The sequence below is a fragment of the Mucilaginibacter sp. HD30 genome (genome assembly GCF_054061755.1).
Genome location: NZ_JBSSEO010000001.1, coordinates 2952899 through 2967170 on the forward strand (window position 1 = coordinate 2952899; position 14272 = coordinate 2967170).

At 40.4% G+C, this 14272-nt stretch carries 10 protein-coding genes; all 10 read right to left on the reverse strand.

Annotated elements, in window-relative coordinates:
- Positions 1–8: 8 nt before the first annotated feature.
- The 10 genes from ACVW2L_RS14115 to rpoC all read right to left on the reverse strand — a co-directional run bounded on the left by ACVW2L_RS14115 (position 9) and on the right by rpoC (position 14261).
- Complete coding sequence (locus ACVW2L_RS14115) at positions 9–863, reverse strand: ABC transporter permease (RefSeq protein WP_457128612.1); 855 nt, start codon at positions 861–863, stop codon at positions 9–11.
- Positions 864–910: 47 nt separating this feature from the next.
- A complete protein-coding gene (locus ACVW2L_RS14120; protein WP_457128613.1) occupies positions 911–3310 on the reverse strand; it encodes a GumC family protein in 2400 nt (799 codons plus the stop codon).
- Positions 3311–3325: 15 nt separating this feature from the next.
- Entirely contained in the window at positions 3326–4087 is a 762-nt protein-coding gene (locus tag ACVW2L_RS14125) for a polysaccharide biosynthesis/export family protein (protein ID WP_457128614.1), read from the reverse strand.
- Positions 4088–4310: 223 nt separating this feature from the next.
- Complete coding sequence (locus tag ACVW2L_RS14130) at positions 4311–5315, reverse strand: hypothetical protein (protein WP_457128615.1); 1005 nt, start codon at positions 5313–5315, stop codon at positions 4311–4313.
- A gap of 49 nt (positions 5316–5364) precedes the next feature.
- The gene (locus ACVW2L_RS14135; protein WP_457128616.1) at positions 5365–6609 is read right to left on the reverse strand and encodes a sulfate adenylyltransferase subunit 1; all 1245 of its coding nucleotides are present in this window, start codon (positions 6607–6609) and stop codon (positions 5365–5367) included.
- Positions 6610–6656: 47 nt separating this feature from the next.
- Entirely contained in the window at positions 6657–7562 is a 906-nt protein-coding gene (gene cysD / locus ACVW2L_RS14140) for a sulfate adenylyltransferase subunit CysD (RefSeq protein WP_457128617.1), read from the reverse strand.
- A 5-nt stretch (positions 7563–7567) separates the two neighbouring features.
- Positions 7568–8167 (reverse strand): adenylyl-sulfate kinase, encoded by a 600-nt coding sequence (gene cysC, locus ACVW2L_RS14145; protein ID WP_457128618.1) that lies wholly within the window; start codon positions 8165–8167, stop codon positions 7568–7570.
- Between the two features lie 51 nt (positions 8168–8218).
- Complete coding sequence (locus tag ACVW2L_RS14150; protein WP_457128619.1) at positions 8219–9484, reverse strand: cation:proton antiporter; 1266 nt, start codon at positions 9482–9484, stop codon at positions 8219–8221.
- A 111-nt stretch (positions 9485–9595) separates the two neighbouring features.
- Positions 9596–9907, reverse strand: a complete 312-nt coding sequence (locus ACVW2L_RS14155; RefSeq protein ID WP_457128620.1) for a DUF3467 domain-containing protein — start codon at positions 9905–9907, stop codon at positions 9596–9598.
- Between the two features lie 67 nt (positions 9908–9974).
- Entirely contained in the window at positions 9975–14261 is a 4287-nt protein-coding gene (rpoC, locus tag ACVW2L_RS14160; protein WP_457128621.1) for a DNA-directed RNA polymerase subunit beta', read from the reverse strand.
- Positions 14262–14272 lie beyond the last annotated feature (11 nt).

Here is a 14272-nt window from a genome sequence, read left to right on the forward strand (position 1 = left end):
CGTTGGCGTTATATTTTATCAACAAAGTCTTTTTCCACTTTATTAAATACAATTAATCCTAATATTAATAAAATAATACTTGCAAAAAGACTGTATATAAAAGCACCGGGGTAAAAATTACCTGTGCCTAAAAAGCCGTACCTAAAAGTTTCTATTAACCCACTCATAGGGTTAAGTGCAATAATTGTTCGGTACTTTACCGGAGCAGCTGACAACGGGTAAATAACCGGTGTAGCATACATTAACAATTGCATACCAAACGTTACAATGAAAGCTAAGTCACGATACTTAGTGGTAAGGGCCGTTATGACTAATCCAATACCCAAACCTAAAATGGCCATTAGCAATATTACCACCGGAAATAATAAAGCATAACCGTTTACATGCACTCGTTCCTGAAAAATATAATATATTAGTAATATAATGAAAAGTAAAAACTGTACCCCCAATTTTATCATATTAGAAAAAATAATACTTAAGGGCATTATAAGCCTTGGGAAGTAAACTTTACCAAAAATGGATACATTATCTCTGAATACCGTTGAGGTTTTGGTAAGACAATCAGAGAAATACGTCCAAGCAACCGTCCCCACCAAATAGAAAATGGCAGGCGGGGCACCACTGGTGCTTATTTTTGCCAGATTGCTAAAAATCACTACATATATGATAGTAGTAAATATAGGTTGAATAAAAAACCAAAGCGGCCCCAATACAGTCTGTTTATAGAACGAAACGAAATCTCTTCGGACTATAAGCCACAACAGGTCTCGATAGAGCCAGATATCTTTTAGGTGAAGATCAAAAGCACTCCGCGACGGCCTTATTCTGAGCGTCCAATCTGTAGATCCATCACTTTTTTGCATAACTTTTAAATAATGCCATACGACCTCCAGGCGCCATACCTTTTGGCTTATTTCTTTTTCTTTACCAACCGTTGCAATAAACCGGGTTTCTTATCATCTTCCTGGGTGTAACCGTAGCCATAACCATAACCGTAACCGTAACCGTAACCGTAGCCATAACCGTAACCATAACCGCTACCACCTGCGACACCTCTTGATTTAATACCGTTGAATATCAAGTTTACATTTTTTAACTCTTCATTACTGTAAAGTTGATCTATTAATTTTAAGTAACCTTTAGGGGTATAGCCATGTCTGATCATGTACAAGCAGACGTCGGCATATTTACTAAGCAGTTTAGCGTCTGTTACCAAGCCAATAGGCGGCGAATCTATAATTATGTAATCAAACTCAGCTTTTAGGTCTTTCATCAATACATCAAGTCGGCCGTTTAACATCAATTCGGTAGGATTATGCGGTATGGTACCGGCAGCCAGAACTACAAAACCCGGTACACCTTTGCTATCCATTGGTCTTTTGATCTCTTCTAAAGTTACCAAGCCGGCCAAATAATTACTTATGCCGGGGTCCTTTTCAATTTCAAGCATAGAACTTACTTTTGGCTTACGTAAGTCGAACTCAAGCAATGCTACTTTCTTGCCGGTTAGCGCAAAACTCACCGCGAGATTAACACCGATAAAACTTTTACCCTCACCAGAAATGGAAGAGGTCAATAAAAACGTGTTACTGGCATCCGGATTAAGGCCGGTAAAGCTAAGTGAAGTACGCAATGCCCTGAATTGCTCCGCAATAACCGTTCGTTTGCCATCTCTAATAACCATGGCTTCTGAGCTGCTATCATACATTATCTCTCCTATAATCGGAGCACTTGTTAGTCGCTCTATATCGTTTCTGAACAATATTGATTGATTGTATTGCTCTCTAATTAATACAAATAACACCCCGGCAAAAACACCAACTGTTAACGCTATAAGATAAATGTTTCGAGGTATGGGTATTATTGGCCCCCCGCCGCTGCTGGCTGAATTTACTACCTTGCTGTTAGCTACCTGGGAAGCGGCAGATAACTCGGTTTCCTCGCGTTTTTTAAGCAGGAAAGTGTAAATATCGTTTTTTATAACCTGCGTTCTATTGATCTGGATTAGCTCGCGTTCTTTTTGTGGAACCTGCTTCAGCATCTGAGAGTTCTTTTGGCCCTGGCTTTGTATAGAATTTAACTCGGTAATTAAGCTTTGTTTGGTATTTTTGATACTTTCTAATAAGCTTTGTTTTACCTGGTTAATCTGCGCCAACAACACAACCACCGCCGAAGATTTTTCGCCATTGGTTTCCCTTAAATTTTCTAGCTGTAGCTCAAAGCCATATAGTCTTTCAAGCAAACCATTAAACAAAGAATTGTTAATTCCGGCAGGTACCGTACCAGGATGAGGGCCTTTAGCAACTATGTATTTTTCAACCTGTTCCAGAATAACCAATTGCAGTTTTATTTGCTCCTTTTGTTTGTCAAACGTCTGAACATTGTTCAGAAAGTTACTTCCTTCCTGGCTAAGGCTAACTATACCTTCCCGAGACCGGTAACTCTCATACTCTCCTTCAACGCCCGATAGTTCAGCCGCAACATTCTTTAATCTATCTTTTAAAAATGCCAGCGTGTTTTTGGCAATTTGATTCTTGTCATCTATCCCCTCACTATTATATTCTTCAATTATAACATTCAGAATATCTACAGCGCGCTGCGGTACAGGGTCTGACATTAACAAATTAATTAACGAAGATTGTTTAGAAAGAGGCGTAACACTCAAACTGCCTAAAGTACCTAAGGCAGCAGATTTAACATCACGTAATGACAAATAATATTCCTGCTGAATGTCAGACTGCGGCGGCGTGATAAAATCGCTGTTTACGTTAAATTTAAATACGCCATAAGGGGTGCTTACCGGCACCCCTAATGGGTATTTTTTGTTATCAAGCAGAATATGTTTTTTTGCAGCATCATAAGCAAAAGATATTGGGCCGGTGGACTTTATATTATACGGCTGTATGGCTTCAAAATCAATCGGACTTGGGTATATCAATACATCTCTTAACCTACCTTTATTATACAGGGTGGCATATAGCCTAGCCCTAACAACAACCTGCTCTAACAGATCCCTGGATCTTAATATCTCAATCTCATTTTCTACCGATTTTACCGAGTTTGAAACTCCTAAAGCCTGTAAAACGTTGGCATCTTCACGTTCATTTGCGTTGTCCTTTAAAACGATGGTAGCGTTAGCCTGGTAAATTGGCGTTTGATAACGGATATAAAAGTGTGCTACAACAAGTGCTACAATAATTGTAATTACAAAAATTGGCCAAAAGGGCAGGTACCTAAAGGCGATGTGATTAATAATGGTCTTTACAGACCTTTGCTCAAATGGATTATTCTTTTGTTCAATATTTTTCATTTATAAACAGAATCGCTACTTAATAAATTGAACATATACCACTATCGCAAGTGACACCACCGATGCTACTATTGATATTAACTGACCCGTTCTATCAACACTCGCCGCCCGATTTCTGGTGGGGTAAACGTAAATAACATCCTGGTTTTGGAGATTATAAACCTCGGGATCAAACATCTGGCCTTTATTAAGGTCGACGTGTTTATATATGCGATTACCGTTGGTCTCTCTTATTAATAATACATCGTTCCTCCGGCCATATGGGGTCAAATCCCCGGCTGATGCCAGCGCCTCGGGCAACGTTATTTTTTCGTTTGGTACCGAAACGTTGCCAGGCCTCACAACTTCTCCTAAAAGGGTAATTTTAAAATTGATTACCCGTACAGAAACTATGGGATCTTTTGCATATTCGCTTTTTACAAGTGCATTTGTAATAAAATCAGCCAATTGTTTTTTATTTAACCCTTCGGCTTTTACAGATCCTAAATAAGGCAACTTAATAACACCGGTCTCGTCTACCAGATACTCCGTACGCCCAATAGCTCCGGCAGAATTAAACCTTGCCGTTGTTACCGGATCAGGCGTTGAAATTTCTATCTGTAAAATGTCATTTTTGCTGATAACTGTCTGAATATTTGTAGGCTGAATTGTAGAAACACTATCCCTTTTTATATTGTTGAAATAGGCAAGTTGTTTACTGGATATACAAGAGCTTAGTAAAGATCCGAGAAATATAGTTGCAACAATAAGGTTAAATATGTAGAATTTTCTTTTCATAAGATATTTTATAAGCATGGACGAACCAAACTTTAATAAGCCAAACGTTACGGCCTACGATAACAAATTTACAACTTTCATATCATTGAACAATTTTAAATTATTAAATTTTTAAAAAAAAATACCAATTTTTATAAAACCGTTAATGCAATAGTGATTAAACTGCCTAAATACTATTTTTTTGACTCCCTAGATTGCCTAAATATAGAACTTTTAATTCAGGTTATGTGTTAATTTTAAGCTTATCTCTCACCCGATTTTTTTTTAATCTTAACTTTCTTACAGTAAAAGTGGCATACGCTAATAAGGTATTTTCTAACCTATCCAACTTGCTTCCAAAGGTTATATATTTAGGTATCAGCGCTTTGGCAATATAACCTTGAAAATGCAGGGAGTAGAATTTAATGCGTCCGTTATTTGCTGCCTCTTGGGCATATAAACTCGCCTTTTTCTTTTTTATGGTTTTGATACCGTAAAATTTATCTACTTTAAAAATTTTACGCCAACCATTGGGAGAAACATTTATATTAAAATCAAAGATAATACCCTCATCTTCAAGCGAAAATAAATTTAGGGTTTTTAAATCGGTAGTGCGCCTAAAAATGTCAAGGAAAATCATATCAGAAACATTTTTGTTATTCAAAAAAAATCCGGATTTCGTAATGTTCAATATCTTATTGAAGGCTTCCTCATCAGCGTAATTCGCACAAACAAACTTACAAAAATCATTAAGGAGAGTTTTACTCCAGAACGACGAGTGCCCGGATGTTACGCTTTTTCCTTCATGCTCAAAATACATTACCGAGCCGTCGTAATTATGCTGCAACAAATACGTGTAAACCGGGTTAAGATCTTCTGGGATAAGCACATCGCAATCGGCATGAAAAAAATAATTGATGTTTAAATCATTTATAACATCATTAATAATAAACCAGCGGTCAAAGCAGGCTTTTTCAAACGAGTATTTATTAGTGGAGTGGTGTTGATATACAGAATCGAATTCACGGCCTTGCATGTATTTGGATATATCAATACAATTAAAATCCCGGTATAAATGCAAATTACTATTCGCCAGCAAATAAACGTTTTCCTTTCCGTTTGATTGTTGTGCCTGGCGAAGTATCTTATCAAGAAATAAATTAATATGGTCTCCTACTTGTACAAAAAATATAGGGATATGCTGGCTTTCAAAAAAAGGGTTAACATCATTTTTTGCTATATCTCCCATATCTGTAATTTAGCCTCTTTTTATGCAGGCGGTTACACGCGTTAACGCGTTAGTCTTGAATTGTACCTGCAGCAACTGTTTCATTAGTGGTATCGTCAATCAATATTAAAGAACCTGTGACACGGTTTTTGCGGTATTCATCAACCATTAGGGGCTGTACCGTTCTTATTTTAACCCGTACCATATCGTTCATTTTAATGTTCTGATCACCTGTTATCTTTTCCATGGTGTTGATATCAAGTTTATACACCACTTCTTTTATAATCCCCATTACTTCTCTGCTGGTGTGCTTTATAAAATACTTAGCACCCGGCCTTGGGCCTTTCGCCCGCATCCAGCAAAGCATAACATCTAAATCCTGTGTTTCTATCGGCTGGTTATCTTCTGCAACAATCATATCGCCTCTGCCAATATCAATATCATCCTCTAACGTTATGGATACTGACATAGGCGCAAAAGCTTCGGCAACAGGACCGCTAAAGGTGTCGATTGATTTTATGCGGGAACTAAGACCCGACGGCAAAGCGACCACATTATCGCCGGTTTTAAATATACCGCCTGCAATGCGCCCCGCGTAGCCCCTATAGTCGTGATATTCATTATCATGTGGCCTGATAACTGTTTGAACCGGGAAACGAGCGTCTGTGTGATTATAATCACTCCCGATATGCAATGTTTCAAGCGTATCTAACAAACTGGCGCCTTTATACCAAGGCATATGCGCTGATGGGTTTACTACATTGTCACCCTTAAGCGCACTAATAGGAATATAACGGATATCGTTGATGCTTAACTTACTTGCAAACTCACGGTATTGCTCAACAATGTTATTAAATACATCTTCAGAATAGTCAACAAGATCCATTTTATTTATGCAAACAATAATATGGGGTAGTTGTAAAAGCGATGCTATAAATGAGTGCCTGCAGGTTTGCTCAATTACGCCATGGCGCGCGTCAATTAACACCAAAGCTAAATTGGCTGTTGACGCACCCGTTACCATATTGCGGGTATACTGTATGTGTCCAGGGGTATCTGCTATAATAAATTTTCTTTTAGGCGTAGCGAAGTAACGGTAGGCAACGTCAATAGTTATGCCTTGCTCGCGCTCTGAGCGTAGCCCGTCTGTTAATAAACTAAGGTCTACATGTTGTAAACCCTTGCGCTCGCTTGACTTTCTTACTGCTTCAATCTGATCCTCAAAAATTGATTTTGAATCGTATAATAAACGGCCAATTAATGTGCTTTTTCCATCATCAACACTACCTGCTGTAGTAAAGCGTAATAATTCCATATAAAGTTTAATAATATATAATAGTGTAAACTAAGGTATAGGGTGATTTAAAAATAACCCTGACGTTTTCTGTCTTCCATTGAAGTATCAGAACGTTTGTCATCGCTTCGGTTTCCGCGCTCAGTGCTGCGGCTCCCTGCAACCTCATCTACAATTTTTTCCAATGTATCCGCTTCAGACTCTATACCGCCGGTAATGGTGATATCGCCTAATGTCCGAAAACGCATTAACTTATTCTCTACCTTTTCGCCGGCACGCAGCTCTGTGTACTCTGAAACAGGTAACCAGGTGCCATCGCGATAAATTGCTTCGCGCTGATGAGCAAAGTATAGTGAAGGAATGGGTATGTTCTCGCTCAGGATATAATTCCACACGTCCATTTCTGTCCAATTGCTTATAGGGAACACCCTGAAATGCTCTCCCATACGCTTGCGCCCGTTAAATATATTCCACAGCTCAGGGCGTTGATTTTTGGGGTCCCATTGGCCAAATTCGTCCCTGTGCGAAAAAAAGCGCTCTTTTGCCCTGGCTTTTTCTTCATCCCGGCGCGCGCCACCAATGGCGGCATCAATTTTATTTTTTTCAATCGCATCTAATAGCGTCACGATCTGCAATTCGTTACGACTGGCGTTTAAGCCTGTCTCTTCTACTGCGCGGCCATCATTAATTGACTCTTGTACCGATCCAACAATCAGTTGTATGCCCAATTCGTCAACAAGTTTATCTCTGAACACCATCGTTTCCGGGAAATTATGGCCGGTATCAATGTGTATCAAAGGCATTGGGATACGCGCAGGCCAAAATGCCTTGCGTGCCAAATGGGTTACCACGATAGAGTCTTTTCCGCCTGAGAACAAAATTGCGGGTCTGTCAAACTGAGCTACGACTTCTCTGATCACATAGATTGCTTCAGCTTCAAGCTCCTGAAGATGATTAAGATAGTATTTATTCATTATATTTAACTAAGCGCTAATTTTGGCCAAATAAAATCCAAAATTAAACTTACGGATTCATCTATTGATTGATTAACTGTATTTATTATCATATCCGGATTGTCCGGGCGTTCAAAAGGGATGTTTATCCCGGTAAAATTCTTTATCTCTCCGGCTCGTGCCTTTTTGTAGAGCCCTTTTACATCGCGTTGTTCACAAACTTGTAGCGGCGTATCCACAAAAAACTCAAAAAAACACTCGCCTATTAAATTTCTAAGCAAATGTCTGTCTTTCTTATAAGGCGATATAAAAGCCGCTGTTACCACTAACCCGGCGTCGCACATCAGCTTTGCTACCTCGCCTATGCGCCTTAAGTTTTCTATTCTGTCTGATTCTGAAAAACCCAGATCGCTACTTAAGCCTTTCCTTATATTGTCTCCATCCAGGCCGAACGTTTTAATTCCTTTTTTAAAAAGCTCGCTTTCAACTCCGTTTGCCAAAGTGCTTTTCCCTGCGCCAGATAGCCCCTCAAACCACAAACATGCCCCCTTATGCTCGTTTACCCGCTCTCGCATAGCTTTGCTAACCGAGTAAGTAAAGTTTATAATATTGGGGTTTCCTTCCATCCCGCAAATTTCGGGATAAAAGTGCAAAATCCGATATTAAGTTACAGGCAATTACGCCGATAACTTTGCTTTGGCAACCGCACTTTCCTGTTTCAAAATAAAATATCGCATCAACGGCCCGGAAGCCCCTATGGTAACTATTGTCATTACCACAAGGCCAACAAACAGTTGCTCATCTATAATTCCGGCCTGCAACGCTATTAAACCCAAAACTACTTCCTGCGATCCGCGCGCATTCATGCCAAAAGCCACCGCCCATGATTCATTATTAGTCATACCGCTCATGCGGCTGCCCAACCACGCGCCACCCAACTTGGCAAAACAAGCAATACCTAATATAATCAGCACAACTTTTAAATCAAAGTTTTCGATAAAGTTAAGGCGCAGGCCAATTGACGCAAAAAATAACGGGGCAAGAACGTTTACCACAAACTGGTGTAGGGCAAGCCTGTGCCTTGCACTAAAATATTCCGAATCGCCAATGGCTATACCAACCAAAAATGCTCCGAAAACTCCGCGTACGCCTAAATACTCAGTAACTATGGCACCTACCAGGCACAGAAACACGCAAAGCGTCACTATTCTGCCTGTTTTTAAATGCTGTTGGGCAATTGATAATAATTTGTTAATTCCCCACCTGCCTATAGTGAGCATGAATACCACAAATACTAAAACCAATATAATAGAAACGAAGGAAGCATCATCTTTACCCGATCCCATCATTTTAAGTATAATTGAAAAAAGTATCCAGCCAAAAAAGTCGTCGACCATTGCAGCAGTTAAAACCAAACCCCCAATTTTAGATTGAAGGATGTTCATATCTATCAATATTTTGGTAATTACAGACAATGCTGTAATAGATAATGCTGTACCAAAAAACATGGCAGATATAACAAGGTTATGGCTTGGCTCGGCGAATATATGGTCGTAAAAATAATAGGCCACAGCAAATCCTACGGCAAACGGAAACAAAAGACCCATCATACTTATAGAGAAAGCTTGCTTGCCCTGCTGCCTTATCTGTTTAAGATCTATTTCAAAACCGGCTATAAACATCAGCAGCATAATGCCAATGTTGGCTAAGCCGTCATAAGCGCCATATGCCTTGGGTTGCGATACAAATATTTCATTAAATAAATTAGGAAACACACCACCCAGTAACGATGGACCCAGAATGATACCCGCCATCACCTCGCCTATAATTGCAGGTTGTTTAAGTTTGCGGCAAAGCTCGCCTAACAACCGTGCAGATATCAACATAAGTGATACAATGATCAGGAAGTGCAGTACTTCACTTGAACTTAATTTAGATATCATTGAGTAACTCTACTGATTTAATAGATTTTGCAAATATACTTTCATTTTCGGCTTTAACAACAGTATATTTTATTGCAGGAAAGGGGCGCGATAGCGTTTACCGGCAGGCTATTAAGCTTGCCCCATTGTTCCGCCAAAATTAATTGGGAAACCTCCCACTTCGGGTTGGGTCTTTATGCGTCCGTTTACAGCCTCGTATTTAGCAATGTTGTCTTCAAGCGCAATCAGCAACCGCTTAGCATGCTCGGGGGTCAATATTATCCTCGATTTGACCTTAGCTTTCGGCACACCTGGCATAACACGTATAAAATCCATTACAAACTCGGCAGTTGAATGGGTTACAATGGCAAGGTTAGCATATGTCCCCTCGGCAATTTCTTCGGAAAGCTCTATATTAAGCTGGTTGTCAAATTGTTCTTCCATGGCGCTAAAATAACAAAGCCTTCCCAAATGGAAAGGCTTTGAAAATAATTAATTATTTGCTTATTGGTTAAGCTTCTACTTCTTCGGCTTTTGATGCCATCAGACGATCAAACTCTTCCTGAGATCCTACACGGATATTTTCGTATTCGCGTAAACCTGTACCTGAAGGGATAAGGTGACCAACGATCACGTTCTCTTTCAGACCAAGCATCATGTCGCGTTTGCCGGCAATTGCAGCCTCGTTCAGTACTTTTGTAGTTTCCTGGAACGATGCAGCCGAAATAAACGACTTGGTACCTAATGAAGCTCTGGTTATACCTTGCAGTATAGGGCTTGAGGTTGCAGCAATAGCGTCGCGCACTTCAATAAGCTTCATGTCTTTACGTTTAAGGATAGAGTTCTCATCACGCAGTTTTCTAACAGACATTATCTGACCCGCTTTAGCTGTAGTTGAATCACCCGGATCAACAACTACCTTCTTGTCAAATATTTCGTCATTTTCCTGCATAAAGTCCCAGCTATCAACAGCTTCTTTCTCTAAGAAACGGGTATCACCTGCATCCTCGATCATTACTTTCTGCATCATCTGGTGAACGATAACCTCAAAGTGCTTATCGTTTATCTTCACACCTTGTAAGCGGTAAACTTCCTGTATACCGTTAACAAGATACTCTTGCACGGCAGCAGGGCCTTTAATAGCTAATATATCAGATGGTGATATTGAACCGTCAGACAATGGCATACCGGCCTTAACAAAGTCATTATCCTGTACAAGGATGTGTTTTGACAATGGTACCAGGTATTTCTTCACCTGTCCGTCTCTTGATTCGATAGTGATCTCGCGATTACCACGTTTAACACCACCTAAAGTTACCACACCATCAATTTCGGTTACTACCGCAGGGTTTGATGGGTTACGTGCTTCAAACAACTCGGTTACACGTGGTAAACCACCTGTAATATCTCGTGTTTTACCTGTAGAACGTGGTATCTTAGCAATGATCTGTCCGGTTTGTAATTTCTCACCTTCGTCAACAGCAATGTGCGCGCCTACCGGGATGTTGTATCCTTTAATAACAGTGCCTTTGCCATCAACAACCTGGATAGACGGGTTTTTGGTTTTATCACGTGTATCGATAATTACCTTTTCACGGTGACCTGTTTGCTCATCAGACTCTTCACGGAAAGTGATACCTTCTAATACAGCCTCAAACTGCGTTTTACCTGCAAATTCTGAAATGATAACCGCATTGTACGGATCCCATGAACAAATTCTGTCGCCACGTTTGATCTTGCTTCCGTCTTTAATATATAAGTAAGCGCCGTAAGGAATGTTGTTACTTACAATTACCTTGTTGCTACCTTCTTCTACTATACGGAACTCACCAGAACGGCCTAAAACTACGTCAACCGGTCCTTCTTCGCCAGCATACTCAACAGTACGAACGTTCTCAAATTCAATGATACCATCAAACTTAGCGTTGATCTGAGATTCAGCAGCGATGTTTGATGCGGTACCACCCACGTGGAATGTACGTAGTGTTAACTGTGTACCCGGCTCACCGATAGACTGTGCAGCAATTACACCTACAGCCTCGCCTTTTTGCACGCGTTTACCGCTTGCAAGGTTACGGCCATAGCATAATGCACATACACCACGCTTGCTTTCGCAGGTTAATACCGAACGAATTTCAATACCTTCTAACGGTGAATTCTCTATCTTTTTACCAATTTCTTCAGTAATGTCTTGTCCTGCGTTAACCAATAATTCATTGGTGATAGGATCATGAACATCATGTAAAGATGTACGGCCCAAAATACGATCATATAAAGGCTCAACAATATCCTCGTTATCTTTTAACGCGGTAGTGAATATACCTCTTAAAGTTCCGCAATCTACGGTACCAACAATCATATCCTGTGCAACGTCATGTAACCTACGGGTTAAGTAACCAGCATCAGCTGTTTTCAAAGCCGTATCCGCCAAACCTTTACGTGCACCGTGGGTAGAAATGAAATACTCTAATACTGACAAACCTTCTTTAAAGTTTGAAAGAATAGGGTTTTCAATGATCTCGCCACCTGAACCTGATTTTTGAGGCTTAGCCATCAAACCACGCATACCTGCAAGCTGACGGATCTGCTCTTTAGAACCACGTGCGCCTGAGTCAAGCATCATGTACACCGAGTTAAAGCCCTGGTTATCGTTGCTCAGGATGTCCATCACATTCGCGGTTAAGCGATTGTTGATACGTGTCCAGATATCGATAATTTGGTTATAACGCTCGTTATTGGTAATGAAACCCATGTTGTAGTTACCCATTACTTCTTCTACTTGTTTAGAAGCAGTTGCAATCAGGGTTACTTTCTCAGCAGGGATATTGATGTCTTTTAAGTTAAACGATAAACCACCCTGGAACGCCATACGGAAACCTAATTCCTTAATATCATCAAGGAAAGCAGCAGCGCGGGCCATACCGGTGTTTTTAACAACCTCGCCAATAATATCACGGAGTGATTTTTTGGTAAGTAGTTCGTTTATATAACCTACCTCTGTTGGAACGTGTTGGTTAAACAATACGCGACCTACAGTAGTATCAATTATTTTGCTAACAATGCTGCCATCGCGTTCTTTTACCAAAGCCTTAACTTTAATAAACGCGTGCAAGTCAACTCTGCGCTCGTTATAAGCTATAATAACTTCCTCGGCAGCGTAGAATGTTAAGCCTTCGCCTTTTACAACACGACCAGCATCAGTTTTACGGCCTTTGGTAATATAGTAAAGACCCAAAACCATGTCCTGAGAAGGTACTGTAATAGGCGTACCGTTAGCAGGGTTTAATATATTGTGCGATGCAAGCATCAACACTTGTGCTTCTAAAATTGCGGCGTTACCAAGTGGTACGTGAACAGCCATCTGGTCACCGTCAAAGTCGGCGTTGAACGCGGTACAAGTTAATGGGTGCAATTGGATTGCTTTACCTTCAACCAGTTTTGGTTGGAAAGCCTGTATACCCAACCTGTGCAGCGTAGGTGCACGGTTTAGTAATACCGGGTGTCCTTTAAGTACGTTCTCCAATATATCCCAAACCAACGGATCTTTACGATCTACAATCTTTTTGGCAGATTTTACAGTTTTAACCACACCACGCTCAATCATTTTACGAATGATGAACGGTTTAAATAATTCTGCAGCCATATCCTTTGGCAAACCGCACTCGTGCAGTTTAAGGTTAGGGCCTACAACAATTACAGAACGTGCTGAATAATCCACACGTTTACCCAACAGGTTCTGACGGAAACGACCTTGTTTACCTTTCAGGATGTCTGAAAGAGATTTCAAAGCACGGTTACCTTCAGTTTTAACTGCGTTAACTTTACGTGAGTTATCAAATAAAGAGTCAACAGCTTCCTGAAGCATACGTTTCTCGTTACGCAAGATCACCTCTGGTGCCTTGATCTCGATCAAACGTTTTAAACGGTTGTTACGGATAATTACACGACGGTAAAGGTCATTCAAATCCGAAGTAGCGAAACGGCCACCTTCAAGTGGTACCAATGGACGCAACTCTGGTGGTATAACCGGAACGATCTTAACGATCATCCACTCAGGGTTATTTTCTATCCTGGTTTTTGCACCACGGAAAGCTTCAACAACCTGCAGGCGTTTTAAGGCCTCGTTTTTACGCTGTTGCGAAGTTTCTGTAGCTGCCTGATGGCGTAAGCTGAAAGACAAATGGTCAAGATCAATGCGTCTTAACAATTCTTCTAAAGCCTCTGCACCCATTTTGGCTACAAATTTCTGCGGATCTTTATCATCCAGATATTGGTTTTCTTTTGGTAAAGTATCCAATATATCCAAATATTCTTCCTCAGTAAGGAAATCCATTTTAGCTATACCGTCAGACTCTTTAATACCAGGCTGAATTACCACGTATCTCTCGTAGTAAATTATCAGGTCGAGCTTTTTGGTAGGTAGGCCCAACAGGTAACCAATTTTATTTGGCAACGAGCGGAAATACCAGATGTGCGCAACAGGCACCACCAAATTGATGTGGCCCATACGCTCACGACGTACTTTTTTCTCGGTTACTTCAACACCGCAACGGTCGCACACTATACCTTTGTAACGTATACGTTTGTATTTACCGCAATGGCATTCGTAGTCTTTTACCGGACCAAAAATACGCTCGCAAAATAAACCATCGCGCTCAGGCTTATACGTCCTGTAGTTAATGGTTTCCGGTTTTAAAACTTCACCGCTTGACCGCTCCAAAATAGCCTCAGGCGAAGCCAGGCTAATGGTAATGGTGGTAAAGTTACTTTTGATTTTATTATCCTTTTTGTAAGACATAGTCTCCTTTG

Excerpts from the sequence above, each read along its gene's own strand:
- ACVW2L_RS14115 (WP_457128612.1), bottom strand. The coding sequence starts at position 863 with ATGCAAAAAAGTGATGGATCTACAGATTGGACGCTCAGAATAAGGCCG.
- ACVW2L_RS14120 (WP_457128613.1), bottom strand. The coding sequence starts at position 3,310 with ATGAAAAATATTGAACAAAAGAATAATCCATTTGAGCAAAGGTCTGTA.
- ACVW2L_RS14125 (WP_457128614.1), bottom strand. The coding sequence starts at position 4,087 with ATGAAAAGAAAATTCTACATATTTAACCTTATTGTTGCAACTATATTT.
- ACVW2L_RS14130 (WP_457128615.1), bottom strand. The coding sequence starts at position 5,315 with ATGGGAGATATAGCAAAAAATGATGTTAACCCTTTTTTTGAAAGCCAG.
- ACVW2L_RS14135 (WP_457128616.1), bottom strand. The coding sequence starts at position 6,609 with ATGGAATTATTACGCTTTACTACAGCAGGTAGTGTTGATGATGGAAAA.
- cysD (WP_457128617.1), bottom strand. The coding sequence starts at position 7,562 with ATGAATAAATACTATCTTAATCATCTTCAGGAGCTTGAAGCTGAAGCA.
- cysC (WP_457128618.1), bottom strand. The coding sequence starts at position 8,167 with ATGGAAGGAAACCCCAATATTATAAACTTTACTTACTCGGTTAGCAAA.
- ACVW2L_RS14150 (WP_457128619.1), bottom strand. The coding sequence starts at position 9,484 with ATGATATCTAAATTAAGTTCAAGTGAAGTACTGCACTTCCTGATCATT.
- ACVW2L_RS14155 (WP_457128620.1), bottom strand. The coding sequence starts at position 9,907 with ATGGAAGAACAATTTGACAACCAGCTTAATATAGAGCTTTCCGAAGAA.
- rpoC (WP_457128621.1), bottom strand. The coding sequence starts at position 14,261 with ATGTCTTACAAAAAGGATAATAAAATCAAAAGTAACTTTACCACCATT.